This window comes from uncultured Campylobacter sp. (assembly GCF_937996225.1).
Classification (GTDB): domain Bacteria; phylum Campylobacterota; class Campylobacteria; order Campylobacterales; family Campylobacteraceae; genus Campylobacter_B.
This window is the reverse complement of sequence record NZ_CALKTC010000048.1, coordinates 1-26,841: the sequence shown is the minus strand read 5'-3', so window position 1 is coordinate 26,841 and position 26,841 is coordinate 1. Positions and strand designations below refer to the sequence as shown.

Genomic DNA, 26,841 nt, shown 5'->3' with positions numbered 1-26,841 from the left:
GGCTTTTATACGCATATCGATTCTAAGAAAACGGAGGTCTTGGGCGAGGGCATCAAGCTGGAGGGTATCGATTCTGTAAGAAGCAGGGCAGGCGCTCGATTTAATTTCGACGTAAGCGATAACGTGGAGCTTTTCGCGGGAGCCGCTTTCGAGCGAGAATTTAAAGGCAAGATCGGCGGCTATAATAGTACCTACGCTATGGATATTGATGCCGCGAGCGTCAAGGGCAATACCGCTATCGGCGAGATCGGCGCGAAGTATTCGAGCGGCAAGCTGGATACTTCCTTGAAACTAGAGGGTTTAAGCGGCAAGAAAGAAGGGATCAACGCGGGATTGCGCTTCGTTTATAAATTTTAAGCGGCTAAAGTATGCTCTAGCCTGCGTCGGTGCAATCAAAGGGCAGGATTGAAATTGAAATCGGAGCTTTTAAATTTAGGTATAAAATCAAATTTTTTAGCTGCATACTATTGAAAAAGATTGGGTTTGCCGAGCGCATCGTCTCGAGAGCGCAAACGACGGATAAAATTTCGTTTGGATACGAGCCGATATGCCTGCAAAAGGCGTATGCATTGAATTTGAAACGCCCGCTTTCATTATGCGCGATGAAGATATTTTAAACTCAAGGCATCGTAACGTCGCGATGTAAATCTCAATAGTCGCATCGTAGCAAAGTTTGCAAACCTTTCGCGGCGCATTTTTCGCTACAATTTACAAAACGGCGTCAAAAAAAAGCGAGCGTCTTTGGCGCAGACGCTTGCTAGGTCCCTGCTACGCCGCGTTTGCAAACGCCGTCGCCGATACGCTCGGGCTGAGCGGCGCGCAACGAGGATTTAAAATTCCAAACTCCGCCTTTGCAAGATGAAATTCCGCGCTTATTTCGTCGCACCGTAAATTTTAAAATGTGCGAAATTGTACCGCTTAGGCGATCGAAAAACAATCGCAATGCGGCGATTCAAATTTAAACCTCTCGCGTAAAATCGTCGCCCTGCGCGCCTAATGCCACAGATCCTGCGAGCTCGCGGAGCTTTTCATACTAGGCCAGGCAAGGAGCAGCACCGCAGGCGCCAAGGGCTCGAATAACAAATTCGCTAGCGCCATGTATTTTACGACGCTTGGGGTGATGAGGGGCGGCGCGAGTACTTGCAGCATGCCGTAGATGATGTCTGCGGCGACATCAACGATTAGCAGCGCGGTGTATACGGCAAAAAACTTGCATCCGGTAGCGGCGCGCAACTTAAAATTTATAATTATCCAAGAGAGCGTAACCGCAAAAATCAAATACGGCACGTATATTTGCAGCCTACTGCAATCACATCTTCTAAGTATATAAATGGCTGAAAAATATAGCAGCGCCGCAAGCGCAATGCTGTAAGCGTATTTGAAGATTATAAAAACCTGCGGGCCCGTGATATTTTGTATATTTTTAAGCGCGTAGTAAAGGAATGTGAAAGCAAAAATCCACACTAAGATTTGAGAATCCAGGTACGCGATCTCGCCTTTATAGAATACGCTACGCTTGCGACCAGTAGGCAGAGCGCGCCGAGCGTGCCTTGCAGCTTCGCTCTTTGAAAATCTTCGTTCATTTTATCCTTTTAAATTTTAATGCGCAGCTCGCTGCTTGCACTGTGCAGATGAACGGCGGGCGATGCTTTGATTATCGCCGCGTGGGCTTTAAATTTAGCCGCTGCGAATTTTAATTTTACGCCGCCGTGCATACTTCGTACTTTACATCGCTGTGAATGATTTAAGCTCAGCACGCCGCCGAATATCTCATCCTTGGGCTACTGCCGCGAATTTTATTTAGTTCCGCCGTTACGAGTGCTTTTAATTTAACGCCGTAGTTACCGCAAATTTTACTTTGCCGCCGCTCGCATAATACGTTTTTGAAATGGGATTTTATGCAAATTCTGTTTAAAATGGATTTAACTTTTTAAATTTAAAAGCAGCTACGTGGAATTCGCGCGGCATCTGAAATTTAAGCACAGCGCAAAAGTTAATTGCGAAAATTTGTGTATTGTTTCGCTTTTTTAAAATTACACTCCATATTATATTTTATCGTGCTAGAGTTAAAATAAATCCGCTAAAGCCTGAACTAGCATTTTACAGGAGTTATGAAATTTTATTTTACGTTATTTTTGCCGAAAATATATAATTTAATCCAAAATTTATATACACTTCGCTATTATCTCATTTCTAATTTCGCGGCCCACTCGTCTAGTGGTTAGGACGCTGGCCTCTCACGCCGGTAACAGGAGTTCAAATCTCCTGTGGGTCACCATTTCATCACTTAAAATCAATTAAAATTTTCTAGCATTCAGCTGCCTGCCCTTGAAATTTAAGATCTCATTTGATTTTGGAGTATTTTGATTAAAATTTCATCATATTTTTACCGAGGTTAATTGATCTAGAATGAAAGTCGCGCGAATTAAAATTTAGATCGAATTTTAAAATTCACGGCTAAATTCCGCCACTACTTATATTTTCCAGATTGCGTAGCCGATTCCAGTTCTGCTCGTTTTGTAAATTTCTCATATTTTGTCGCTGCTGCATCTGCTCCAGTTGCTGCTGCGCTTGGTGTTGCATTAGGCTTTGCTGCGTGGCGATATACCTCCCCTGTGCTCTTTGCTGGGCTTGCGCGCTATTCTCCCTGAATGAATTAAGCGTGTCTTGCAATATCGCTTGCTTTTGCGCTGTCTGCGCGATTTCGGCGTCAATCTTTTGCCGCTTCGCGCAGCGGTTTGACTGCTCCTTGCTTAGCGGGCTTGCGACATCGCATCTGCTCGCGTCCGCCAAGAATGAAGCCTCCTCGTCGCCCTGCGAGAGCAGGGAGCAACCGCCAAGCAAGACGACCGAAATAAGTGCAAGGAAAAATTTTAACTTCATAGCCGCCTCTTAAATTTTATCTTTAATTCCAGACCGCCGCTAATCCGCGCCCTTTGCGAGGTCGAACCCGCACTGCGTCACAAGCGCCTTATCGCTTGCGATGCTATCACCGGTGGTGGTTAGGAAATTGCCCGTAAGCGCCGAGTTGATGCCACATCCAAGCGCCGTGCGCACGTGCTCGCCCAAATTTCGTCTGCCGCCTGCGAAGCGCAGATACGCGCGCGGCAAGATGAAGCGGTAGATCGCGATCGATTTTAAAATTTCATCGTGTGCTAGCGGCGCGGCGTTTTGTAGCGGAGTGCCTTTGATCGGGGTTAGGATATTGATCGGCACGGAGCTAACGCCCAGCTCTCGCAGTTGCAGCGCCATATCGATGCGATCCTCCATGCCCTCGCCCAGCCCGAAAATCCCGCCGCTACATACGTCAAGCCCCACGGCGCGGCAATTCTCGATAGTTTGGATGCGATCGTCGTAGCTGTGCGTCGTGCAGATCTGCGGATAAAATTTGCGCGAAGTCTCGAGATTGTGATGATAAGTCCGCACGCCGCTTGCTTTAAGCAGCGCCAGCGCGGGCTTTGAGGCGATCCCCAGCGAGGCGCACAGATGCAGCCGCGTTTCGCTTTGCAGCCGCTCATAGATCGCGCAGTATGCCCCTAGATCGGAGCTTTTTTGAGAAATTCCGCGCCCGCTGGCGACGAGCGAGAAGCGGTGCGTCTGCTCGGCCTCGTTTGCAAGCGCGGCGCTTAGCACCTGCTGTTCGCTCAAAATTCCGTAAGTCTCGCAGCCCGTGTTAAAATGCGCCGACTGCGCGCAGTATTTGCAGTCCTCGCTACAGCGCCCCGATTTTACGTTTATGATCGTGCAAAGATTAAATTTATCGCCGCAAAAAGCGCGCCTGATCTCATCCGCCGCCGCAAAAAGCGCGCCTAAATCCTCGCATCGCGCCAGATTTAGCGCCTCATCCTTTGCAATCTCGCAGCCGCCTATTACGCGATCTTTCAGCGCGCAAACATAAGCTTTATCTATCAGCATTCATCCTTTTTGAAAAAATGCGTAATTATACAATGCGAAATTTAAAGCAAAGCTCGCGCGTGAAATTTGGCGCAGGAATTTTTCGCTAAAAATTTTACGCGGAATTTTACGCCCTTCGCGCGCCGCTTTTGTGCCGTAGCTTTTGCGGACGGCTTACCCGCACGCTGCTTATGCGGCGGCGCAAATTAAAATCGCTTAAAAGTTGCGGCGCGGTAAATTTTACGCGTATGAAAAATACATAGCGAGCCGCTACCCATGGTATCTGCGCGCGATTTATCGTTTTGAAATTTTATTTTGGCTAAAATTGCGGCTTTAAATTTAAAGGTAAAAAATGAAATACGACGTTATCGTTGTGGGCGGCGGGCACGCGGGTATCGAGGCAAGCTTAGCCGCCGCAAAAATGGGCGCAAAGACGCTGCTAATTACGATCTTGGCCGAGCAGATCGGCGCTGCGAGCTGTAACCCCGCAATAGGCGGCCTTGCGAAGGGACATCTGGTAAAGGAGATCGACGCGCTGGGCGGTCAGATGGGGCTTGCGGCGGATGCGTGCGGGCTGCAGTTTAGAATTTTAAACGAGAGCAAGGGCCCCGCCGTGCGCGGCTCGCGCGCTCAGATCGATATGGATGAATACCGCGTCTACATGCGAAATTTGCTGCTAAACACGCAGGGGCTGGACATAAGCCAGGAGATCGCGAGCGAAATTTTAACCTGCGAGCAAGGCGGCGAGCAGCGCGTTTGCGGCGTTAAGACCCATCTTGGCAACGTTTATGAGACCGAGCATCTGATAATCACCGCCGGCACCTTTTTAAACGGGCTAATTCACGTTGGTGAAAACAAGCTGCAAGCGGGGCGCGTGGGCGAGCTGGCGAGTGTCGAGCTAGCCGAATCGCTACGAAGCTTGGGGCTACAAATAGGGCGGCTAAAGACCGGCACCTGCCCGAGGATCGATGCTAAGACGATCGATTTTAGCGTGCTTGAGCGCCAAGAGGGCGACGCGGATCCGCGCGCTTTTAGCTTTCGTAGCAAAAATTTTGCGCCGAAGCAGCTTGCCTGCTTCATCGCTTATACGAACGAGCGCACGCACGAGATCATCCGCGAAAATTTCGCCCGCGCGCCGATGTTTACGGGACAAATTTCAAGCACGGGCCCGCGCTACTGCCCGAGCATCGAGACTAAAATTTATGAGTTTCCAAATCGCGACCGCCACCACGTCTTCGTCGAGCCGCAGACGCGCGAGGCTACAGAGTATTACGTAAACGGGCTTTCTACGAGCCTTCCTTACGACGTGCAGATTGCGTTTTTGCGCACGATCAAAGGCTTTGAAAATGCTAAAATCGTCCGCCCGGGCTATGCGATCGAATACGATTTCATCGATCCTACCGAGCTTAAACACAGCCTCGAGACCAAAAAGATCCGCGGGCTGTTTTTGGCAGGTCAAATCAACGGCACCACCGGCTACGAGGAGGCTGCGGCGCAGGGGCTGATGGCGGGCATCAACGCCGTGCTTGATTTGCGCGAGCGGCAGCCTTTGGTTTTGCGTAGGGATGAGGCGTATATCGGTGTTTTGATCGACGATCTCGTTACCAAGGGCACGAACGAGCCTTACCGAATGTTTACTTCGCGCGCGGAATTTCGCCTGCTACTGCGCGAGGGCAACGCCGTGCTGCGCCTAAGCGAATACGGCCGCGAGATCGGGCTTTTAGACGAGGCGAGCTACGAGCGGGCGCACAAGTTTAAGCTTGACGTGGAGAGCGGAATGGAATTTTTGCTAAAAACGCAGATTACCCCTTCAAAACAGACGCTTAGCCTGCTGCAAAGTATCGGCGCAGAGCCCATTTCGCAAAGCTGTAGCTTGCAAAAAATCGTAGCCAAAAGCGGCTTTTCAAAGGCGGGCCTGCTTGCTCTGGCGCCGCATTTTGAGAGCTTTAGCGATGAGGTTTTGGATGAAATTTTAACGCAGTGCAAGTATCATTTCTACATCGCGATGCAGCGCGCAGAGGTCGAGAGGATGAAGGGGCTGCTGGGCGTCGCGATCCCGCCGCAGATCGATTTTAGCAAGATCGGAGGGCTTAGCAACGAGATCGTGCAGAAGCTAAATCGCTTTGCGCCGCCGACGCTTTTTGCCGCGAGCGAGATCAGCGGCGTAACGCCCGCCGCGATCGATATTTTGCACATTTACATCAAGCAAAATTTTGGCTTGAAATAAGCTGCGCGTCTGGCGTGAGAAGGCTGTAGTAGACTTTGACTACGCAAACAAAATAGGAATGAGCATGCAAGATGAGTTAAATTTAAGCCTGAGAAAATTTGCGAGAGACTACGACAAAGAGCCGCTAGTCATCAAAGACGAAACTAATCAAGTCATAAAAATTTCGATTATTTTGATGCTTGCGTTAATGGCTTTTGGAATTTTAAGAAACGTATTTTTTGGCGGCAACTCCGATATATTTAAAATTTCATTATGCTTTTTGCTCGTCATAGGCAGGAGAAAATTCGATATGAATTTCTATAGAAACGCTTATGTCTATTTTTATAATGATAAAATCGTCAAGATAATTGACGGCGAAATTTTTGCGGAAATTACGCCGCATCAGATACGAAAGCTTCACAAAACAGTATCCTATGCGCTTCCGATACATTACGGGCTAGATAGCGTCGGCGGTAAATCAGGCATAATATTTCTTGTCGTTATCATGGCGGCGATGTTTGTAGTTCTGCCCGTAGCGACATCTATTTTTATAATTTTAGCGACGATCTGCATGGTGCTTTTGCCTCAGATCATTTTTCACTTCGGAGGGGGCGTCGATAGCGTTTTTGATATGATATTTTTACAGGGCAAAAACGGTTTGTTTTGTAATTTTATGATCAGCGATCCAAACGATTACGCCGAGCTACGTAGATATTTCAAAGTCGTTTGTAATAAAAATTTAGACCTAGCCGAAAAGAAAATCACGGCGCTATTTGAAGTAAGTAAATTGGAGATAAATTTATTAGCTAAATTTATCACGGAGCGCAAAAAAAAGCGATGTCTAGAATTAAATTTGGATTTTAGCAGAGCCGGCAAAGCTTATAAAATTTAAAAATATAGTTAAATTTTGCACTCTGCCGCTTTAGGTTTTTAAATTTGATTCAAAATTTTGTGACCCGTCAAATTTGATCCTATCTGCTAATTTCTGTCATGGACGTGAACACAGATAGAGCTTATCGCTCCTGGTGCGCCAAAAGAGGATAAATTTACGGCGGAATTTCACGCAGTCCGGGTAAAATTTTATTCGAGAAATGAGAACGGATTTAAAATTTAACCGTTTTTTCAAGCGAATTTTGCCACAATTGCGCTCAAATTTCATTGGGGCAAAAGATGAAAAAATATACCAAACAAATCCTCGCGATGCTCGCGCTAAACGCGATCTACAGCGGCTCGGGGATCTTGATTTTAAGCTTTATCAATAAATATCTACTTGACGGCGCCGAAAGAGGCGGGCGCATCATCGCGCTATTTTTCGCCCTCTTGGCGCTATTTCTGCTGCTTTCGGTGCTAAGCCGCATCATGCTTTGCAAGATGGAAAACGACTTCGTGTTCGATCTACGCACCAAGATCATCAAGCAGATCATCGATACGAAGTTCGAGCGCATCGAGGCTGCGTCGAAGGCGAACCTACTTGCGTCCCTTTCTAGCGATATTTCGCGCCTGACCGAGGGCTTTATGCGCATCTCAGAGCTCATTCAAGGCGCGATGATCGTGCTGTTTTGCGGTATCTACGTGTTATACATCGCGCCTATGATGTTTGCGTTTTTATTCGTTTGGATCGGCGCGCTGATGATTTTCAACCGCTTTTTGATGAAAAAAGTCATGCAAAATTACGATCTGTACCGCCAAAACGAGGACGTTTTGTATAAAAACTACGCCGCGGCGATCGAGGGGCACAAGGAGCTGTCGCTAAGCCTAGCTAAAGCGAAGAGCTTATACGAAAACGACTTTTTGCCCAACGCGCAAAATTTGCGCCAAAGCTCGCTGCGAGCCGAGGTTTACGGCGCGTTTGCAAGTAATTTTATGAACGTGATGATGCTAGGCGCGGTGGGATTTGTGCTTTATTTCGGGCTCAGCGGCGGCAAAGCGGAGCTTGCAAACGCCGTAACGATCGCGCTTACGGTGCTTTTTTTGCGCGCGCCTTTGATGATGCTCATATTCTCGCTTCCTAGCGTACTGCGCGCCAAGATCGCCTACGCAAAGATCAATGAGCTGGACCTAGATCCATTCGTGCAGGGCTTTGAGCTTGCGAAAATGCAGCCGTGGCGCAGCCTGGAGCTTAAAGACGTGGGCTTTTCGTATCCAGACGGGAAATTCGGCATCAAAGGGGTGAACTTACAGCTAAATGCGGGCGAGACGGTGTTTTTAATCGGCGAAAACGGTAGCGGAAAATCGACGCTTTTTATGATTTTAGCGGGCCTTTATACGCCGCAAGCAGGCGAAATTTTAGCCGACGGCGCAGCCCTTAAACCCTCTGATCTGCGCGCCTACAGCAACAACATAAGCGCAGTTTTCAGCGATTTTTATCTCTTCGACTACGCTACGGGCGATGCGGACATCGCGCGCGAGTGGCTAGCGCTTACGCACCTGCAGGATAAGGTTGAGCTAAAGGGGGCTAAATTTAGCACCACGAGCCTATCTAGCGGGCAGCGCAAGCGTTTGGCGCTCGTAAGCGTGCTGATGGATGGGCGAAAATTTTTGATGCTCGATGAGTTTGCCGCCGATCTTGATCCGCAGTTTCGCGCGGAGTTTTACGAGCGGGTTTTGCCCGAGCTGAAATCGCGCGGATACACGATCTTTGCGATCTCGCACGATGATAAATACTTCGGTGCCGCAGATAAAATTTATAAGATGCAAAGAGGCGAAATTTCGCAGATCAAATAAAATTTTACCGTCTCGTAATGTTGCATAGATACGGCGCCTTCCAGTCCATACCTTGTTTTGCGCTCAGGCTTGTGCAAGATTAAATTAAATTTTTAAACGCAAATTTAAGAATTTCAACTATAATGCGCGCCACAACTTAATCGTAAAGGATGAAAAATGAGAAAAGTTTTAATTGCATGCGCTGCGTTGGCGGCGTTTAGTTCGGCAGCCTTTGCCGCAGACGGCGCTACATTGTATAAAAAATGCGTGGCCTGTCATGGAGCCAACGCCGAGAAGCCTTATCTTGGCGGCAAAGTACCTGCGCTAAACACCCTAAGCAAGGAAGATATCATCGCTAGCCTAAAGGGCTACAAAGACGGCACCTTGGGCGACGGCAAGGGAAAATTTGGCATGATGGGCGTTATGAAGGGTCAAGCAGCTTCGCTTAACGACGAATCGATCGAAGCGCTAGCCGATTTCATCGTTTCTAAAAAATAATTTCAAACTTCATTCGGCGGGCTTCACGCTCGCCGAGCTTCGCTTAACCTTAAATTTCAAAATTCTACGCTAATATCACGTAAAAATTCCAAAGGCTCATAATGTTCAACGGACTGATCAGAGAGATCGCGCAGGTTGCGAGCTTTAGCGGCGATTCGTTGCGCCTGCGCGCGAGATACCGCCCAGCGCTCGGCGATAGCGTCGCGGTAAACGGCGCGTGCTTGAGCGTGACGCGGCTTTTTGCGGACGGATTTACGGTACAGCTTTCAAGCGAAACGGCGCGCGTCATCGCCGTGCAAAACCTGCGCGGCTCTGTGCATATCGAGCCTGCGATGCGGCTAGGCGAGCGCATAGACGGGCATTTGATCCAAGGACACATCGATGCCGTGGGCGAAATTTATAAAATTTCAAAGCTTGCAAGCGGCGTCGATTTTTTTATCCGCGCGCCGCTGCATATAGCGCCGCTGCTAGCGCCGAAAGGCTCGGTAGCGATCGACGGCGTGAGCCTAACGATCAACGAAGTGCTTGCGGGCGGAAATTTTATTCACAAAGACCGCAAAGGTTCGCACGGCGCAAATTCTAGCAGCTCAAATTCCGTTCGCGATTTAAACTCCTTGGGCGCAAATTTAAAAAGCGAAGCGCAAAGCTGCGCCATTCGTCTTACGATCATCCCGCTCACGCTTAAAGATACGCTCTTTGGATCATATAAAATCGGACGACGCGTAAATATCGAGACCGATCTGCTCGCGCGATACGTCGCGGCGCAGCTGGGCTTTGCCGGCGGACAGCTCGTCAGTCGCGGCACTGTTGCGGCACGCGATACGAGCGCCGAGGGCGAAAAAGAGGGGCTTTCGTGGGACGCGGTAGATAAAATTTTGAGCCTGTATTAGGGCGCCAAGTAACTTGCGATGACCAAAATCGAAATTTGCAGAGAAAATCTTGAGTTTGTATTGGACGGACGCAGCGTGCTAGCGGGCTTTAGTGCGCGCGAAGGCGGCGTGAGCGGCGGAGCCTACGCGAGCTTAAATTTAGGGGATCACGTAGGCGACGATACACAAAACGTCGCGCAAAACCGCGAAATTTTAGCCGCCGCGCTCGGCATCGGACCGCAAAATTTAAATTTTATGCGCCAAATCCACTCAAACAAGGTTGAAATTTTACGCGCAGGTAGTGATGAAATCCCGCCCTGCGACGGGCTCGTGACCGATCTGCGCGGCGTGGCGATTTGCGTGCTGGTAGCGGACTGCTCGCCCGTTTTGATCGCGGACGAGCGGCGTGGCGTGGTCGCTGCGGTGCATGCGGGGCGTGCGGGCGTGATAGGGCGGATCTGCACCAATGCGATAAATTTGATGAGCGAGCGCTTTGGCTGCGTCGCTGCGGAGCTGAAGGTATTCGTTGGCGCGAATATCAAGGCGCGAAACTACGAACTTGGCGGGCTTGATCTGGGCGAGTTTGAGCGCTACAAAACGCAGGGGCATTTCGATCTAAACGCCGCGCTGCGCGACGAGCTCGCAGCTGCGGGGGTGCGAAACGTTAAATTCGATCCGCGCTGCACTTTTGAGAGCGAGCGGCATTTTTCATACCGTAGAGATGGCGTCACGGGGCGCTTCTGCGGCTTTGTGATGAATATGCCGATGAAAAGCAAAACAGGATATAAAATTTCTCCGCAAGGCTGCTGAAATTTCCCGAAACTCTATAAAATTTAGCGTAGAGGCGCTGCAAAGCGAAACGGCAAAAAAGAGGTGAGATTGCGGCGTGACATCGCAGTCAAGAAAGCCAAAAAACGTAAAATTTACAATCAAAAATCCAAAGCAAAGGAGAAAATATGCTGTTACTTAAAAATGCCGATCTATACGCGCCAGAGCACGTCGGCAGGAGCGACGTTTTGCTCGGCGGAGGTAAAATTTTAGCCGTTTCCAAAGGGCTTGATTTTCGTATCGAGGGACTTGAGGTTTATGACCTAGATGGTAAAATTTTAGCGCCTGGGCTCATCGATCAGCACGTACACATCACGGGCGGCGGGGGCGAGGCAGGTTATCATTCGCGAACGCCCGAAATAACGCTATCACAGATCATCCGCTACGGCACGACGACGGTCGTAGGTACGCTGGGCACCGACGGATGCACGAGGAGCTTAGAGAATCTCTACTCAAAGGCCAAGGCGCTCGAATACGAGGGCATCTCGACCTTCATCCACACGGGCTCTTACGCGCTGCCTAGCGTTACATTTACGGGCTCCGTCACGCGCGATCTGGTACTCATCGACAAGGTCATCGGCTGTAAGATCGCGATGAGCGACAACCGCGGCAGCTACCCGACTTCTCAGGAGCTCATCAAGACCCTGACGCAGATACGCATCGGCGGAATGATCTCGAAAAAAGGCGGCGTGCTACACATGCATATGGGAGGGCTTGCGGATAAATTTGACCTGATTTTTAGCGTGATCAAGGATTATTCGTTCCCGGTTAATTACTTTTCGCCGACGCACTGCGCGCGAACCAAAGAGCTCTTTGACGAGGCGATCAAATTTCAAAAAATGGGCGGCTATATCGACATCACGAGCGGCGGAAGTAAATTTGCCCCGCTTCATGAAGCTATCACGTATGGACTTGCTAACGGGCTAAATTTGGAGCGTCTAACGATGAGCTCGGACGGCAACGGTAGCGTGCCTAGATTTGACGAAAACGGCGCATTGGTCGGCTACAGCTGTGCCTCGTGCGAGATGAATTTAGAGGTTTTGCAAGCCTGCGTGAAAAATAAAAATCCTAACCATCCCGCAAGCGCTAAGCATGATGGGCAAAAACGTCGCAAAATATCTAAATTTAAACGGCAAAGGCGAGATAAAAGTAGGTTTTGATGCCGATTTTGCGGTATTTGACGAAGCTCTAAACCTAGATAGCGTGATCGCGAAAGGGGAGTTTTGCGTGAAAGAGGGCAAGCTCGTGAAAAAGGGATTTTTTGAGTAAAATTTAAAGCAGATGCCGCTTTTTAAATTTATGAGAGCGGCTTGCGCTCGCTAAATTTAACAAATAATCTTGCTCGCGCCACTTGTAGTCGCCTCATCTTTACGGCACAAAATTTAACCGCGCAGGGGTCTGGATTATATTAAATTTAGCTTTAATTTAGCTATTTTTAAATATAATCCCAGCTTCAATTCACACACACCAATCCTAAAATTTGGTTGCGTTTGTCAAAAGCAGATGTTAATGGGTGTGGAGGAGAAACCTAAATTTCGGGGCAACCCACAAGGAGAAAACTCATGGTAACAATGAGAGATTTGCTAGAGTGCGGCGTTCATTTTGGACACCAAACACGCAGATGGAATCCGAAGATGAAAAAATTCATTTTCGGCGAGAGAAAAGGTATCTATATCATAGATCTACAAAAAACTATCCGCTACTTCCGCTACACTTATAATATCGTACGCGACGCGGCTGCCGAGGGCAAGACGATACTTTTCGTAGGCACCAAAAAGCAAGCCGGCGCGACGTTAAAAGAGTACGCCGAAAAATGCGGCATGCCTTATGTGAGCCACAGATGGCTAGGCGGCATGCTAACGAATTTTTCTACCATCAAGCAATCTATCCGCAAGCTCGAAGTAATCGAGACTATGGAAGAGGACGGCTCTATAAATTTACTAACCAAAAAAGAGGCGCTAATGCTTCGCCGCAAAAAAGAGAAGCTTGAGCTTTATCTAGGCGGCATTCGCAATATGAAGGGCTTACCGGATATGATCTTCGTCATCGACGTTGTAAAAGAAAAGATCGCCGTAGCGGAAGCTAATCGCCTAAAAATGCCGGTTATCGCGCCTTTGGATACGAACTGCGATCCGGACGTAGTCGATTTCCCAATACCTGGTAACGACGATGCGATCCGCTCGGTTCAGCTTTTCTGCCAAGAGATGGCAGAAGCGATCAACGAGGGTAAGGCGCTTCGCGATCAAGACGCAAGCGAGGATGTCGAGCAGAGCGAAGCCGTCAGCGACGAGGAGAAAGAAGAAGTCGTAGCCGAGGCGATGAGCGAAGAGGATTTTGACGTAAGCGAGGACGAAGAGTAATGGAAATCAGCGCGCAAATGGTAAAAGAGCTCCGCGAAAGCACCGGAGCGGGGATGATGGACTGCAAGAAGGCTTTAGTTGAAACAGACGGCGATATGGATAAAGCCGTCGATCTGCTTCGCGAAAAGGGTCTCGGAAAGGCTGCTAAAAAAGCCGACCGCCTAGCTAGCGAGGGCCTAGTGAGCGTCGAAGTGGGCGCGGATCACAAAATCGCCACCATAAGCGAGATAAATTCCGAAACCGACTTCGTAGCTAAAAATCAAAATTTTATAAATTTAGTTAAAAATACCACTCTACATATCCAAAGTAAAGGCATTAGCAGCATTGATGAGCTAAATTCCAGCATCATTGACGGCGTTAAATTTGACGAGCATCTAAAGAGTCAGATCGCTACGATTGGCGAAAATTTGGTCGTTAGAAGATTTGAAACGATTAAGGCGGGCGCAAACGGCGTGGTAAACGGCTACCTACACTCAAACGGTCGCGTAGGCGTCATCATCGCCGCAGCTTGCGACAGTGAGCGGACTGCAGAGGGTGCGAAGGAGCTTATAAAAAATCTCTGCATGCACGCAGCTGCTATGAAACCGCAGGTTATCAGCTATAAAGAGCTTGATCCCGATTTTATTGAAAAAGAATTTTTAGCTCTTAAAGGCGAGTTTGAGAAGGAAAATGAGGAGTTTGTGCGCTTGGGCAAACCGCTTCATAAGATCCCGCAATTTGGCTCGCGTGCGCATCTAACGGACGAAATTTTAGCCAAAGAGATCGAAGTTCTAAAAGATGAGCTTCGCAAGCAAAATAAACCTGAAAAAATTTGGGATAAAATTTTGCCGGGTCAGATCGATCGCTTCATCGCCGATAATACCCAGATCGATCAGCGCCTCACGCTGCTAGGGCAATTTTACGTAATGGACGATAAGAAAACCGTCGAGCAGGTTATCGAGGAAGAAGCTAAAAAACTAGGTGGCAAAATCGAGATCGTAAAATACATCCGCTTCGAAGTGGGCGAAGGCCTAGAGAAAAAGAGCGAAGACTTCGCTGCTGAAGTAGCGGCTCAAATCGGCTAAATATGGAACTTCTAAAGGGCGTAAATCTTACTCACGCGTATGATTATACGCTCTTTGAAAATGTAAGCTTAAGTGTCCAAGAGAGCGAGAGCATCGCCATTTTGGGCGTTAGCGGCTGCGGCAAATCGACCCTGCTTCATATTTTATGTACTCTTTTAAAGCCGAACTCTGGCGAAGTGATCTACGGGGGGCGCAGTATTTACGAGTTAAGCTCCGATGAGAGACTTAAAATCCGCCGTAACGACTTTGGCATAATATTTCAATCTCACTACCTTTTTAAGGGCTTCTCCTCTGGCGAAAATATCGAACTAGCTGCTAAACTTACGAATAACGCGATAGATGATGAAATTTTAAAAAAGCTTCAGATCGAACATACTTTAAAGCAAGGCGTGGGCGAGCTTAGCGGCGGACAGCAGCAGCGCGTGAGTATCGCCCGTATACTTTGCAAAAAGCCGCGCATAATCTTTGCCGACGAGCCGACCGGAAATTTAGATAAAGATACCGCAAACGAGGTCATGGGCGTGATTTTTGATTACGTAAAATCCAGTCGTGGCGCGCTCGTGCTCGTGACCCACGATGAGAATTTAGCGCAGAAATGCTGCAAAGTTTATCGCCTAAATAACCGAAATTTAGCGCAAATATAAGCAATTAATAACCAAAAATATCTTACAATAGCTTAAATTCTTTCTAAAAGGTCATAAATGAAAATTCTACTTGACAATCACAATGAGCAGGTTGCAAGTGTCGTAAATATTTGCTGCGAGCGCATCGGTGCGGATCTGGTAGCATATAGTGCAGACGAGAGTGAATATGATTTGACGATAAAAAATTATGAAGATGGCGATGATATTTCAAAATTTGATCTTAATAAGACGCTATTTCTGACGCCTAAAAATGTCTCAGTACCAGGAGCGCGATACACCCTTACTAAGCCTTTTTCGCCGCTTGAGCTCATCACGTTTATCAGCGAGTTTTCGGTTCAAAATATGAGTGTGCAGGCGAAAGAAAAAATGGCGAAAGAATTTGCCGACGCAAGCTCTGTGATGAAAGAGATCGATGCGATTGACCAGGCAAATTCCACTTCTGGCAGTAATTTTGAAGAGCTTGTGGATAGCTTTTATGACTCTGGCAAAGATATACCGCTTTCGCAGCTGGCAAACGATATAGCGCCCGAGATTGCAGATGATGTGCCGCTTTCGCAGTTGGTAGGTGATATGCCGCGCACGGACGAGATCGCAGATGATATTCCGCTCTCGCAGCTTGCAGATGAAGCGGCTCTTGCGGACACCATCGCCGATGATACGCCGCTTAACGCCGTCGCAGAAAAAATTGCGGATAATATCGCAGACGATATGCCTCTAAACTTAGCTGCTAGCGATATCCCTGAGGATGTGCCGCTAAATAGTATCGGCACAAGCGAACCCACCGAAAGTAATCACGCGCCTCAAGATGAAATTTCGCTCGCAAAGGATGACGCTCCGATAGCTCTAGCGGCGCTAGATGATGAAAATCCCAAGAATTCCAAAACGGATAAATCGCAGACAGAAGATGAAATTCCTGCCACACGGGCAAGCGAAACTCTACCGCTTGCGCAGCAAGACGAGCCGCAAAGAGCTGGCAGCTCTAATGAAGCTGCTGTTGAAAAAAGGGTAGACGCTGCGCCTAATCTAGAGGAAGCGAAAGACTCTGCGGACGTTACGCTTAAACAGCATGAGTCAGACGGCTCATTTGCCTATAAAACAGATGAAAAAAAATCTGCTTCGCAAGTAGTGCAAGATGCAGCTGGCGCGTCTGTTAACAGTGGATTTGATATGGATTTTTCCAGGCTTTTTGATAGTGCTGGCATGCCCGTGGAGGAGTTTGGCGGATATGATAATTTCGCCGCGGCTGCATTTGCTTCCGATGAAAAAGAGGATAAAAAATCTGCGCATGATAAAAATAAAGCGGCTACGGATTTTCAAAAAACGCAAATTTCGTCTCAATACGAGGTCGCTTCAGATACGCCGATTGCGTTAGCGGGTGCGGGCGATATACCTCGCGAAAATCTTTATAACGCCGTTCCGTTTCAAAGTATGGAATTTACTGGCGGACTTGCACAGAATACGCCTATGTCTGCTCATAATGAAGCATGGAATTCAATTGGCGCAAATTTCGCAGCTTCTGCAAATTCTAGCAATACCGGGACTACAAATTCCACTCCTGCGCCAAATTTTTCGGAGCTAAACTTGCCGCACATATTAGATGCCTCAGATTTACCGAAGCAAAGCGAGCAAGCCAATAGCGTTGCCGGCGGGTTTGCGGACGGATTTTTGCGCGCTATGGAGGGCGATTTCGCAAACTCGTTTGCCGCAAGCTCCGCTGATAGCGAGCAATTTAAATCCGACAAGCTCGCAAAGAGCGCCGCGCAGCAGATAAAATTTAATGCTTCAAAGCCTTCGGAGCGCACCGAATTTAAAGCGCATAAATTTGGTGCGTCCGAGCAGGTAAATGAGATGAAATTTGGCGCACAAGCTATGCCGAATGAGCTTGCTGCTTCGGCTGCGGCGGAGTTTGCCAGCCTTATGGCAAGCGAGTTAGAGCCTAGCTCTAAAAGTGAGCCGCTGCGCAACGAGCATAGCAAAAAACCGAGCGCTGAGGAGCTGAAAACCAAACTGCGCGATGATCTAGAAGCGGGCATCGCAAACACGATCGAGAAATTTGCAGGCAGCAAGGACGCTAAAGACGCGCTGAAGGACTTTAAGATCAATATAGATATATCGTTTGGAGATAGATAGTGAAAGGCAAAATTTTGCTCGTTTCCGGTCCAAGCGGTAGCGGCAAAAGCACGCTCATAAAGCGTCTTATCGCAGAATTTGGCGAGCAGATATACTTCTCGATCTCCTCTACGACGCGCGAAATACGTGCGGGCGAAGCGGACGGCGTAAATTATCATTTCATAAGCGAGAGCGAGTTTTGCGCAGGCATCGAGCGCGGAGAGTTTTTAGAGTGGGCGTTAGTTCATGGCAAATACTACGGTACTTCGCTAAAAGCCGTTACGAGCGAGCTTGAGCGGGGTAAGATCGTGATTTTTGACATCGATGTGCAAGGATATGAGATCGTGCGTAGCAAAGTGCCTAAAAGCGAACTTACTAGTGTGTTTATTACTACGCCGAGCTTGTCGGAGCTTAGAGATAGGTTACGCGCTCGCGGTGATAATGATCCCGCCGATATTGCTTTACGCCTGCAAAACGCGCAAGAGGAGATGAAGCGCCTGGGCGAATACGATTATTTGATAATCAACGACCGCTTGGAGCAGGCGTATGAAAATTTCAGATCGATCTACAAGGCGATCAGGCTTGAGACCGCAGGCCGTGACATAAACAAACTAATCGAAATTTGGAAAATTTAAAGGAGAAAAAATGGGCGTAAGCGTTCAACAACTGCTAATTATTTTGGCGATCATCGTGTTGCTTTTCGGAGCTAAAAAGATCCCGGAGCTCGCAAAGGGCGTAGGTAAGGGCATTAAGACCTTCAAAAAAGAGATGGAGGACGACACGCCTGAAAAGGTCGAGAAAAAGGCCGAGGAAGAGATTAAAGACGCCGAAATTAGCGATAATAAAAAGGCGTAAAGGATTTGAAAAATTTAGTCTTAAACGAAATTTTTAAAATTTTATCTCGCGAAGTCGTTTTAGAAAAACACAAAGATAAAAGCTTAGCCCATTACGCCTCGCCTGAGGCTTTTGCGCTGGCTAAAGAGCTGCGAAAGGCGCCTAAGCTCATCGCCGAGGAGCTTGCGGCTAAATTTAAAGATAGCGAAATTCTAAGCGCTACGGCGGTGAACGGCTATCTAAATTTTCACCTAAAGCCTGCCGTGTTGGGCGCTCTTGCTAAAAATGCTCTTAGCTTGGGCGGTGATTTTGCGAAAAACGACGCGAAGCTCGGAGACGGAATTTTACCGGCTTCGGAAAAGATTTGTGCGAGTGAGCCTGCTAGCAAAGGCTCCGCTGCAAATCTAGCTGCGAGCGGCAATGACACCGCCAAATCGCAAAATTCCGCCACTAGGCAAAATTTTATTTCGCAGAATTCTGCAGAGGCGTCAAATTCCATCGCAGCATCAAATTGCGATGAGTCGCAGAATTCTACCGCTATGCCGCAAAAAATTTTGCTTGAATACATCAGTGCCAATCCGACCGGTCCGCTTCATATCGGGCATGTGCGCGGCGCCGTTTACGGCGATACGTTCGCACGCATCGGAGGCTATTTGGGGCACCGCGTCGATACCGAGTACTACATCAACGACGCGGGCAATCAGATCGAGCTTTTGGGCACTTCGATCGCGCTTCGTGCGCGCGAGCTCGCAGGCGAGGACGTGAGCTACCCCGAGAAATACTATCGCGGCGAGTATATCGACGAGATCATCCCTCTTGCGCGCGCCGAATTTGGCGATGAAATTTTCCGCGACGAATCGCGCGTTTTGATCCTTGCGGAGTTTGCTAAGGACGAAGTGCTAAAGATCATCCAAAAAGATCTCGCAGACGCGGGTATTCACATCCAAAACTGGGCTAGCGAAAAGAGCCTCTACGGCGAGCTTGAGCCTACGATTAAGAAGCTTGAGCGCAGCGGCAAGATGTATGAGGCGGAGGGTAAAATTTGGATCCGCTCATCGCAGCTCGGCGATGAAAAAGATCGCGTCGTCATCCGCGAGGATGCGCGCCCGACCTATCTCGCGGGCGACATCGTCTATCACAACAACAAATTTGAGCGCGGATATGAGCGCTGCATCAACATCTGGGGTGCCGATCATCACGGCTACATCGCGCGCCTCAAGGCCGCCGTGCATTTTCTAGGCTATGACGAAAGCAGGCTCGAGATCATCCTGATGCAGATGGTAAATTTGCTCAAAGACGGGCAGACCTACAAGATGAGCAAGCGCGCGGGCAATGCGATCTTGATGAGCGATGTGCTCGCCGCGATCGGTAGGGACGCGATGCGATTTATCTTCATCAGCAAAAAGGGTGAGACGCCGCTTGAGTTCGACGTGGACGAGCTCGCGCGCGAGGACAGCAGCAATCCGATCTTCTACATCAACTATGCTCACGCGCGGGTCAATCAAATTTTTACCAAAGCGGGCAAGCGCGAGGCGGACGTCTTGGGCGCGGACTTCTGCACGCTGGATGAAGCGGGGCTCGGCCTAGCTTTTGCGGCGCTTGGCTTGAATGAAATTTTAAACGACGCCTTTAACTCTCGCGGCTTGCAGAAGCTGCCCGATTTCCTAAAGGCGCTCGCGGCGGACTTTCACAAATACTACAACGAAAACCGCGTCGTAGGCAGCGAGAACGAGGATGCGAAGCTCAAGCTGTTCGCGCTCGTGGCGCTTAGTATCCGCACGGCGTTTGCCCTGATGGGTCTAAACGCGAAAGAAAAGATGTAGCCGCACAGGCTACATTTGCGCCGATAGCCTAAATCTCACGAACGAAATTTATGATTTAAAATACAAAGCGAAATTTTACGGCGGGATTTCTGCTGCGAAATTTTATGTTTTGCTTTTTGCTTCTGGCTTTGTCGCAAAATTTTGTAGCGGAATTTAGGATGAAATTTTATCGCGAAATTTGATTTAAAATTCTATCGCTATGAAATTTTAAAGTTAGTTCTAAATTTGCGGCTCGTAAAATTTCAATTTTAGAATTTCGCGGGCTGTTTCGCGGTATTGCTGCAGCGCCTGGCGCGGTTCGTAAAATTTAAAATTTGGCTGCAAATTTACAGCTTGCGGAATTTTGAAATTTTAAAATTTTGCGGCGCGGAAGCCCTGGGCAAATTTTAAAGCAGGGCTTTAAGGCGGTAGAATTCCATCTGCGAAATTTACTCGGACGGGATTTGCCTGCAAGACCGCTCCTTAAGCCCCGCGGCGCATCGCCGTAAAAAGGATAGATATGAGAAAGATCATCGACATAACGGCGCTTTCTATCGCCGTTTGCGTCTTGGTTATGGTGCTTTTTTTGCCGTCGCCCGTTTTGTCGTTTAAATGCTACCGCGGCGATAGCGTAGGTTGCGCGCAGCTGGGGCGCGACAAGCTCTCCCGCGGAGATTACGACGGCGTCAAGCCCGCTTTTGCCAAGGCTTGCGAGGCGGGTGAGAAAGATAGCTGCTTTGATTTGGGAGCCCTATACGACGGCGAGGGCAATGCGACGCAGGCAGGAGTATTTTATGACGCAGCCTGCGATAAAAACGTCGCCGTAGCCTGCCACAAGCTAGGCAACCTATATCAAAGGGGGCGCCTGAGTAGGGACTTCGTTGCCGCCATGCAGCGCTACGCTAGGGCTTGCGATTTGGGCTATGCCAAAAGCTGTCACAATGCGGGCGTAGTCTATTTCACGGGCGGTTTTGGGCTCGCGGCGGATCCGGCAAAGGCGGTGAGCTTTTTCGAGCGAGGTTGTGACGGCGGGCTAGTGGATAGCTGCTATAATGCCGGCGTTGCGTATGATAAGGGTCTCGGCGCGCCGCAGGATCGCGACAAGGCGGAGAAGCTTTACACCAAATCCTGCGAGCTGGGCTACGGCGATGCCTGCAATAATTTAGGCTATTTGTATGTGAGCAAGGGGGATTTGCGCGGATTTTTCAAGGGGCTTGGATGGGTCAAAAAGGGCTGCGACGCGGGCAATAAAAAATCCTGCCAGCTCTACAAATTCATGAAAGAGCAAATTTTAAAGAAGTAGGCGCTTGGTAGCCCGGCGCACATTATTCTTCGCGAGGCATCTGTTTTGTATGCTTGCCGTGCGCCGTTTGTAGTATGGCGTCTATTTTGCGCTATCCGCCTTTCACTACCTGTTTGTGCTGCTCGTCGCGCGGTATTGGTTTTTGCGATGGGCTCACTTGCGATACTACCGCGGCGGATTTGGAGCTTTTACGGCACGTGGAATTTCGCCGCGATTTTGCGACATGCGAAATTCGGCAAGGTCCAGATAGCCCGCACATATGGCTTGCTAAATTTAGCGGCAGAGTTTTACTTAGAATTCTATCGCTATGAAATTTTAAGGCTTAGTTCTAAATTTAGTGCTTGTAGAGGTTCAACTTTAAAATTTTACGGACAGTGCTGTGAGCAAGGCAAATTTTAGATTTTAAAATTTTACGGCGCGGAATTTAGCGCGGAAGCAAAGCGCGAAGCTGTTTGAGGAGGCAAATTGGAATATGAGATCACGGGCGAGGTTCGAAATCTCCGCGTCCACGCTGCAAGAGGAAATAGCAAAATTTGGGTATTTTTCGAGATAGATGGCGTGAAGCTGCGCGGCGAGTTTAACGATATCCCCGTGGAGGAGGGCGAGCTTGCGCGCGCGTATTTCATCCGCGGAGGATATGCGGGCAGCTACGTGATCACTCGAGTTCAGGTAGCGCGCAAACCAAGCCTCTTGCGCCGCAAGCTGGGGATCGCGACCGCCGTGTGCACGCTTGGCTTCGGCACGGCGCTGTGGATTGTGGGCTTTGGGATTTTAAATGTCGGCGGGAGGGGCTCGCTAATTAATTTTGTCTGTATTGCCGCGGCAGGATTTGGGGTGCTAAAAGAGGGCGCGGGCAATCTTAAAATGTGGCTAAATCAGCGCACGTCCGAGTAGATCGCTGCTGCGGCGTAAATTTCATAAATTTAATCCGCCGAATAAAATTTACTCGCGCCGCCGTATCTTTGCGGCGTAAATTTTGCTAAAATTCGCTCCAGGCGCGAAATCCGCCGCGTAAATTTAGAAAAAGGTAAAATTTTGAATATAAACGAAGCAATAGAGGCAACCGCGAAAAAACAAAGCGAATGCAAAAGACTATATATTAAAAGCATAATTCTTGGACTTTTCTTTACCTTCGGCGTGCTTTTGATAGGAGGTGAGATCGTTATGTATATATTCGACAGCAGCAGAGCTGGAGATTTATTTGCAGCCGTCTATTTGCCGTTTATCATTCTTGCTATTAACATATCCGCATACTATGCGCTGGATGCGGAAAAAGATTATACGAGTTTTTTTAAAAATACGTTCATTTACATTGCAATAAAAGACGTAAATACAATCTTTAAATACGATCCCCAAGCAGGCATAAGCAAACAAGAATTTAGAAAAATCAATATTTATTCACGCGACAGATTTCGTGCCGAAGACCTAATTAGCGGAACGTATAACGGCGTCAAATTTAATCTTAGCGAAGCTATAAGCATACCCAGGGATGCCAAACTAAAACTAGGCGACTCGCCCGGACTTAACCTAATCTCTCTAATATTTTTTGCTTGGTCAACGATGAAAGATATGCAGGCGTTTAGCGGCTCGGTCTTGGTCTGCGAGTTTTACAAGAAATTTAACGGGCAAACGATAGTCGCAAGTCGCACGTTAAATACTAAATTTATAGGCGAAAAAGAACAGATGGACGATACTCTTTTTAACGATGAATTTAGGGTTTTTACGGATGACAAAGTAGGGGCGAGGTATCTTTTGACGCCCGCATTTATGGAGCGTTTGAGAGAGTTAAAGATAAAATTTGCTGGAGAGATGGGGGTGAGCGCGGCGTTTATGGACGATAAATTTTATCTATTTTTAAACGGAGCGAAAAACAAATTTGAGACGACGCTCTTTTCGCCGCCGCCGAGCTTAGAGGACGCCGCGCAGATAAAAAAGGAAATTTCAGAGCTTTTATCTATCATAGACGAGTTAAATTTAAACCCGGATTTAAGCGGAGCGGCGATTTTGGCTGATTAACGCGCGCCGCTATTTATCGGCTAAAATTTACTTGCGCTGCGCCAGGATCGCCGTTATTCTCCGCTGCCGACCGAGATGTGTTACGGCTCGGATCGCTCATTTTCGCTACCGGCCGGGGCGCGCTTAAGTAGCTCCTGTTCGCGAGCGAATAATCTACAAAATTTCTCCCAGTCGTGCAGATAGACGAGCCTATGCTCTTTACCACTTTCGTCAATGTATATGCCCTGCGTCGAGCCAAGACTCATCTTTTGCCAGTAGCCGAAAAACGGCAATGCCTCGATGTCCTCTTGTAGCACGCCTCGCATCATGCCGTTATCGTAAATTTTTAGATCGTAGTAGGTCCTTTTCATTTTAACCTTTCTAAATTTTATCGCGACGGAATTTTATCGTGGTGGAATTCTTAAATTTGCATCGCGATAAAATTCCGTCTTTTAGAATTTTGTCCACTGCGAGATTTACCGAAAATGTCGCGACTTTGGATTTGCAGCGCTAAGCCTCGATGGCTTTAAATTTTGCAGCACTAAGCTTCGATAAAATCCCGCGATTTCACCGCAAGTAAAATTTAGCCTGCCAGCGCCTTTAGCTGATTGACGTTTAGCCCGTCAACCAAAATATAGCTCGCATCGATGAAGCGGTAGTTTTGCTTCGGCAGCCGCGCGATAAACTCGCCATATTCCAGCTCGGCGATGGCGCGGTAGTTACCGGCGTCGTTTTCGTCGCCCTCTATGCCTATGAGCGCGATCTGCCAGCGCGCGACGTCGCTATTTTTCAGCATCTTCGCGTTTTGCCACTCCACAAACGGCTTGTAGGGTAGGATAGTGGGCAGGTCCTGCGTGAGCGCGTATGAGCCCATTATCGTGCCGTCATCCCCATTTCGGTAAAACCTCTGGTGCGCGCTGTAAGCGTCGAGGTACTGCACCTCGGTTAGCCGCTTGCTAAACTCGGCGGCGGGGTTGTATGAGGCTAAAATTTCATCCATCATCGCGCGGTTTATCGCAAAAGGCCTCTGCGCCCCGTAGCAAAAATTTACCTCCGTATCGCCGCTTAAGTGTTGATCTATCGAATGCAGCCCCGCCGCTATATCGCGCTCGTAGTCGAATTGCTCTATCGTGTCGTGGGTGTAAATTTCGCCGTCTTCACCCGCGATCTCGCTTCCTAGCTGCTTAGATAGCGCCTGCAGATACGAGATCGCCAAAACCCAATCAAAGATCGTCGCGGGCGTATTTACGCGCACTGCGTAGCTTTGCTGCTCCTCGTCATAGCTTAGCTCCATCCCGCGCCCGCTCTTGCCCCGTACGCCTAAAATCAGGCACTCATGCTCGCTCAAAAGCGATTTTAAAAACGCCCTTTCATCGAAATCCTCGGCGCTCTCGTCTATGCCAAATACCGATAGATCGGGCAGCAGATCCAATGTCTTGCTAACGCTCATGGCGTCCGAATACCCCATAAATAGCGGTCGCTTTTTATTTTTAACGCGGAATTCTACGCTCATCGTTTTCTCCTTTGCTAAATTAGCAAAATTATAGCGAAATTTTACCCGCCGCGGCGAGCTAAATTTACGCTCGCAAGCCCGTATTGCTGGTTGTACGAGCGTGCGCCGCAGCCCGCACAAAACTCACTAATAATCGCAAAATCTTACGCGCCGACCGCGTCTTTTAGGCTCTGTGCGCACAAGCCTGCGCTCTTGAGCTCGCGCAAAATTTCACCCATCAGCTCCTCTTTGAAAACGTCCAGTATCATCGCGCCGGCGTCCAGCTCAGCATAGCGCAGGGCGGGCTCGCTGAAGTTTTTAAGCTCTTTAAACCGCCGCTCGCCCCGCCTGGCAAATCCGAGCCGAACCTCGTTCGGGCTAAGGCTCAGTATGCCGTTATCGCGAGCGAAATTATACACGCTAAAGCCGTAAAGCTGCGGATCGGTGGCTCTTGCGCGCACGCCTAAAATTTCCTCCAGCCGCGCCTTCATGCCGTCTAGATCGAGCCTCGTTTGCAGCGCGATCTTGCCGCCCGTGTCGAGCCGCAAAAGCGTCAAAAACGAAGCGAAATCCTGCGCGATGATGCTTTGCTCGTCGCATTCGACGTCGATGTAGGCGACCGCAGGCTGTTCGCTCGCGCGGTAGTCCAGGCACAGATACCAATGCCCGTCGCCGCTGAACGGCACCAGCCCGTCAAGTTCGAAGCTCACGCGCTCGCGCTCTTCACCCCAGCTAAAGCGCGTAAGCGACGGATGCGCCTCGCCGATGCCGCTGATGGCGTCCAGCGGGTAGCCCTCTAGCTCGTAGCGCAGGTAGCCGCCATTTTGCACGCTCAGCATCATAGTAAGCTCGCGTGGCAGGGCGTGCCCTAGCTCCTCTTCTGCAGCTCGCAGCGCCTCGGGCGTGAGCGGTTCTTGCAGATATGGCAGGTAGATCGGCCTACGCCAGATGTTTGCAAGCTCGTTTGCGTTCATTTTCGCTCCTTTAAATTTGCAGGTTAAAATTTCAAGCGCGCCTTAAATTTCAAGCTCGAATCCGAAATCTCGGCTATAAAATTTTAAAATTTTACGGCGCCGAATTTTCACGGCCCGCTCGCCGTATTCGGCTCGCCTGTAACCATACGGCTCGTCTTTCGGCGGCTTAAATTTAATCTCGATCGGAGCGTGCCGCCGTTGAAATTTAATCCGTGCCGAGCGGGCTCAAAGCCGCACGCCGATAAAATTCATCGTAAATTTACTCGCTCCCGGCGTCTGTTTGAAGCGGCGGAATTTTGCGGGCGAGCTAAAGCCTTTCGCACGCCTAATCGAAATCATAATACAGGCTCCACGCGCCGCTTTGCGGGTTTTTGGCAAACATCAAGCTGCCGCCGTCTATGACGTTAAAGCCCGCCTTTTCGTCTGAAGAGACCTGAAAAACGAACTGATAGTCCTCGCCGAAGCTCACTCCGGACTGGCAAAAGGAGGGGTAGCCGCCGAATTTCGTGCAGTTATAAAACTCCAAGGCGAAGTCGTCGTAATACTCGAGCCCCTCCGTCTCCTCAAGACGCAAAATTTCATCTATGGCGTCCGCATCCAGCCCGCCGCCGTCCCAGCTCGCGACGTCGTCCGCGGCAAATTTTGGCTGCAAAGGAAAGGGTCTTATCTGCGAGCGCGGATTTGCAAGCTCCTTTATGACGAGCTCGGCCTCGTTTTTATACTCGCGGACCTTCCACAGGCCGTCCATCTGCTCAGGGGATTTGCCGATGAGATCCTGCGAAATGAAGATCGCAAGCAGCTTGACGCCGTCCAAGACCTGCGGCACGTAGGGCAGTGCGGGCAGGTAAAACTGCGCCAGAGGAAACATCGGGGCGCCGTTTTGATCCACAGGCAGCTCCTCGTTGGCTGTGCAAGCGAGCACGCGGCCGATCCAGCACTCATCGATCGCGCCTCGCGGCCTCACTCCGCCCGTCTGAAAATAGGTGATTTCGCGGGCGATCTTGCGCTGCAGCTCCTTAATCTTTTCTTGCAGATCCGTTTGCATTCGCGTCCTTTTCGGTTGGAATTTTAGCGCTTTTGTGAAATTATAGCGTAAATTTTTACCCGCCGCCGCGAGCTAAATTTGCGGCGCAAGGGGTTGCGAAAAGTAAGCTTAAAGCTTTTTGGGATAAAATTTAAACAGACCGACGTAAGCGGTAAATTTAATCAAAAGGAGTGAAGATGACGAAAGATCAGTGCTGCGTTTTAAAACATTTGATGGCGGGC

The 26,841-nt window shown here is 49.0% G+C and carries 26 protein-coding genes, 1 tRNA gene and 1 pseudogene; 21 read left to right on the top strand and 7 right to left on the bottom strand.

From position 1 onward, the window contains the following. A pseudogene (locus Q0174_RS05980) lies at window positions 1–357 on the top strand (autotransporter outer membrane beta-barrel domain-containing protein); the annotation flags it as partial. 636 nt (window positions 358–993) lie between these two features. On the opposite strand, the gene Q0174_RS05975 reads toward Q0174_RS05980, so the two are convergent. Next, window positions 994–1,464, bottom strand: coding sequence for a hypothetical protein (locus tag Q0174_RS05975; RefSeq protein WP_298042360.1), 471 nt, complete (start codon window positions 1,462–1,464; stop codon window positions 994–996). A 739-nt stretch (window positions 1,465–2,203) separates the two neighbouring features. Between Q0174_RS05975 and Q0174_RS05970 the strand changes: the two genes are divergently transcribed. Further along, window positions 2,204–2,278 (top strand) — tRNA-Glu (locus Q0174_RS05970). A gap of 179 nt (window positions 2,279–2,457) precedes the next feature. Here Q0174_RS05970 and Q0174_RS05965 read toward each other — a convergent pair. After that, window positions 2,458–2,883, bottom strand: a complete 426-nt coding sequence (locus Q0174_RS05965) for a hypothetical protein (protein WP_298042358.1) — start codon at window positions 2,881–2,883, stop codon at window positions 2,458–2,460. A gap of 39 nt (window positions 2,884–2,922) precedes the next feature. After that, entirely contained in the window at window positions 2,923–3,915 is a 993-nt protein-coding gene (bioB, locus tag Q0174_RS05960) for a biotin synthase BioB (protein ID WP_298042355.1), read from the bottom strand. 331 nt (window positions 3,916–4,246) lie between these two features. On the opposite strand from bioB, the gene mnmG reads away from it, so the two are divergent. From mnmG to Q0174_RS05865, 19 genes are all read left to right on the top strand, one after another. Beyond that, window positions 4,247–6,121, top strand: a complete 1,875-nt coding sequence (gene mnmG / locus Q0174_RS05955) for a tRNA uridine-5-carboxymethylaminomethyl(34) synthesis enzyme MnmG (RefSeq protein WP_298042353.1) — start codon at window positions 4,247–4,249, stop codon at window positions 6,119–6,121. A gap of 64 nt (window positions 6,122–6,185) precedes the next feature. Further along, entirely contained in the window at window positions 6,186–6,992 is an 807-nt protein-coding gene (locus Q0174_RS05950) for a hypothetical protein (RefSeq protein WP_298042350.1), read from the top strand. A gap of 278 nt (window positions 6,993–7,270) precedes the next feature. Continuing rightward, entirely contained in the window at window positions 7,271–8,824 is a 1,554-nt protein-coding gene (locus tag Q0174_RS05945) for a cyclic peptide export ABC transporter (RefSeq protein ID WP_298042347.1), read from the top strand. A gap of 156 nt (window positions 8,825–8,980) precedes the next feature. Then, window positions 8,981–9,301, top strand: a complete 321-nt coding sequence (locus Q0174_RS05940) for a c-type cytochrome (protein ID WP_297921004.1) — start codon at window positions 8,981–8,983, stop codon at window positions 9,299–9,301. A 101-nt stretch (window positions 9,302–9,402) separates the two neighbouring features. Next, window positions 9,403–10,191 (top strand): riboflavin synthase, encoded by a 789-nt coding sequence (locus Q0174_RS05935; RefSeq protein WP_298042345.1) that lies wholly within the window; start codon window positions 9,403–9,405, stop codon window positions 10,189–10,191. Window positions 10,192–10,209: 18 nt separating this feature from the next. Further along, on the top strand, window positions 10,210–10,980 hold the full coding sequence (locus tag Q0174_RS05930) for a polyphenol oxidase family protein (RefSeq protein WP_298042342.1): 771 nt from the start codon (window positions 10,210–10,212) through the stop codon (window positions 10,978–10,980). Between the two features lie 146 nt (window positions 10,981–11,126). Beyond that, a complete protein-coding gene (gene iadA / locus Q0174_RS05925; protein WP_298042340.1) occupies window positions 11,127–12,158 on the top strand; it encodes a beta-aspartyl-peptidase in 1,032 nt (343 codons plus the stop codon). Next, on the top strand, window positions 12,091–12,267 hold the full coding sequence (locus Q0174_RS05920; RefSeq protein WP_298042337.1) for an amidohydrolase family protein: 177 nt from the start codon (window positions 12,091–12,093) through the stop codon (window positions 12,265–12,267). Before iadA ends, Q0174_RS05920 begins: the two co-directional genes overlap by 68 nt. Window positions 12,268–12,560: 293 nt before the next feature. Then, the gene (gene rpsB / locus Q0174_RS05915) at window positions 12,561–13,358 is read left to right on the top strand and encodes a 30S ribosomal protein S2 (RefSeq protein ID WP_297880676.1); all 798 of its coding nucleotides are present in this window, start codon (window positions 12,561–12,563) and stop codon (window positions 13,356–13,358) included. Beyond that, window positions 13,358–14,422: a translation elongation factor Ts gene (tsf, locus tag Q0174_RS05910; protein WP_298042335.1), complete on the top strand. Its 1,065-nt coding sequence runs from the start codon at window positions 13,358–13,360 to the stop codon at window positions 14,420–14,422. Before rpsB ends, tsf begins: the two co-directional genes overlap by 1 nt. Window positions 14,423–14,424: 2 nt before the next feature. Beyond that, window positions 14,425–15,066, top strand: coding sequence for an ABC transporter ATP-binding protein (locus Q0174_RS05905; protein ID WP_298042332.1), 642 nt, complete (start codon window positions 14,425–14,427; stop codon window positions 15,064–15,066). Window positions 15,067–15,123: 57 nt separating this feature from the next. Further along, window positions 15,124–17,196: a hypothetical protein gene (locus tag Q0174_RS05900; protein WP_298042330.1), complete on the top strand. Its 2,073-nt coding sequence runs from the start codon at window positions 15,124–15,126 to the stop codon at window positions 17,194–17,196. After that, on the top strand, window positions 17,196–17,810 hold the full coding sequence (gmk, locus tag Q0174_RS05895) for a guanylate kinase (RefSeq protein ID WP_298042328.1): 615 nt from the start codon (window positions 17,196–17,198) through the stop codon (window positions 17,808–17,810). Before Q0174_RS05900 ends, gmk begins: the two co-directional genes overlap by 1 nt. Before the next feature lie 10 nt (window positions 17,811–17,820). Next, window positions 17,821–18,030: a twin-arginine translocase TatA/TatE family subunit gene (locus Q0174_RS05890; protein WP_298042326.1), complete on the top strand. Its 210-nt coding sequence runs from the start codon at window positions 17,821–17,823 to the stop codon at window positions 18,028–18,030. A gap of 5 nt (window positions 18,031–18,035) precedes the next feature. Next, the gene (argS, locus tag Q0174_RS05885) at window positions 18,036–19,832 is read left to right on the top strand and encodes an arginine--tRNA ligase (RefSeq protein WP_298042323.1); all 1,797 of its coding nucleotides are present in this window, start codon (window positions 18,036–18,038) and stop codon (window positions 19,830–19,832) included. Window positions 19,833–20,331: 499 nt separating this feature from the next. Beyond that, complete coding sequence (locus Q0174_RS05880) at window positions 20,332–21,114, top strand: tetratricopeptide repeat protein (RefSeq protein ID WP_298042322.1); 783 nt, start codon at window positions 20,332–20,334, stop codon at window positions 21,112–21,114. 45 nt (window positions 21,115–21,159) lie between these two features. After that, window positions 21,160–21,513, top strand: coding sequence for a hypothetical protein (locus tag Q0174_RS05875; protein ID WP_298042319.1), 354 nt, complete (start codon window positions 21,160–21,162; stop codon window positions 21,511–21,513). Window positions 21,514–21,579: 66 nt separating this feature from the next. Further along, on the top strand, window positions 21,580–22,008 hold the full coding sequence (locus Q0174_RS05870) for a hypothetical protein (RefSeq protein ID WP_298042317.1): 429 nt from the start codon (window positions 21,580–21,582) through the stop codon (window positions 22,006–22,008). Between the two features lie 141 nt (window positions 22,009–22,149). Beyond that, entirely contained in the window at window positions 22,150–23,130 is a 981-nt protein-coding gene (locus tag Q0174_RS05865) for a DUF3137 domain-containing protein (RefSeq protein WP_298042314.1), read from the top strand. A gap of 80 nt (window positions 23,131–23,210) precedes the next feature. On the opposite strand, the gene Q0174_RS05860 is transcribed toward Q0174_RS05865, so the two are convergent. The 4 genes from Q0174_RS05860 to Q0174_RS05845 all read right to left on the bottom strand — a co-directional run bounded on the left by Q0174_RS05860 (window position 23,211) and on the right by Q0174_RS05845 (window position 26,620). Next, window positions 23,211–23,480: a hypothetical protein gene (locus Q0174_RS05860; protein WP_298042311.1), complete on the bottom strand. Its 270-nt coding sequence runs from the start codon at window positions 23,478–23,480 to the stop codon at window positions 23,211–23,213. 212 nt (window positions 23,481–23,692) lie between these two features. Next, on the bottom strand, window positions 23,693–24,622 hold the full coding sequence (locus Q0174_RS05855; RefSeq protein ID WP_298042309.1) for a DUF4299 family protein: 930 nt from the start codon (window positions 24,620–24,622) through the stop codon (window positions 23,693–23,695). A 143-nt stretch (window positions 24,623–24,765) separates the two neighbouring features. After that, complete coding sequence (locus Q0174_RS05850; protein ID WP_298042306.1) at window positions 24,766–25,575, bottom strand: SMI1/KNR4 family protein; 810 nt, start codon at window positions 25,573–25,575, stop codon at window positions 24,766–24,768. Window positions 25,576–25,900: 325 nt separating this feature from the next. Then, window positions 25,901–26,620: a DUF1963 domain-containing protein gene (locus tag Q0174_RS05845; RefSeq protein WP_298042303.1), complete on the bottom strand. Its 720-nt coding sequence runs from the start codon at window positions 26,618–26,620 to the stop codon at window positions 25,901–25,903. Window positions 26,621–26,841: the final 221 nt, after the last annotated feature.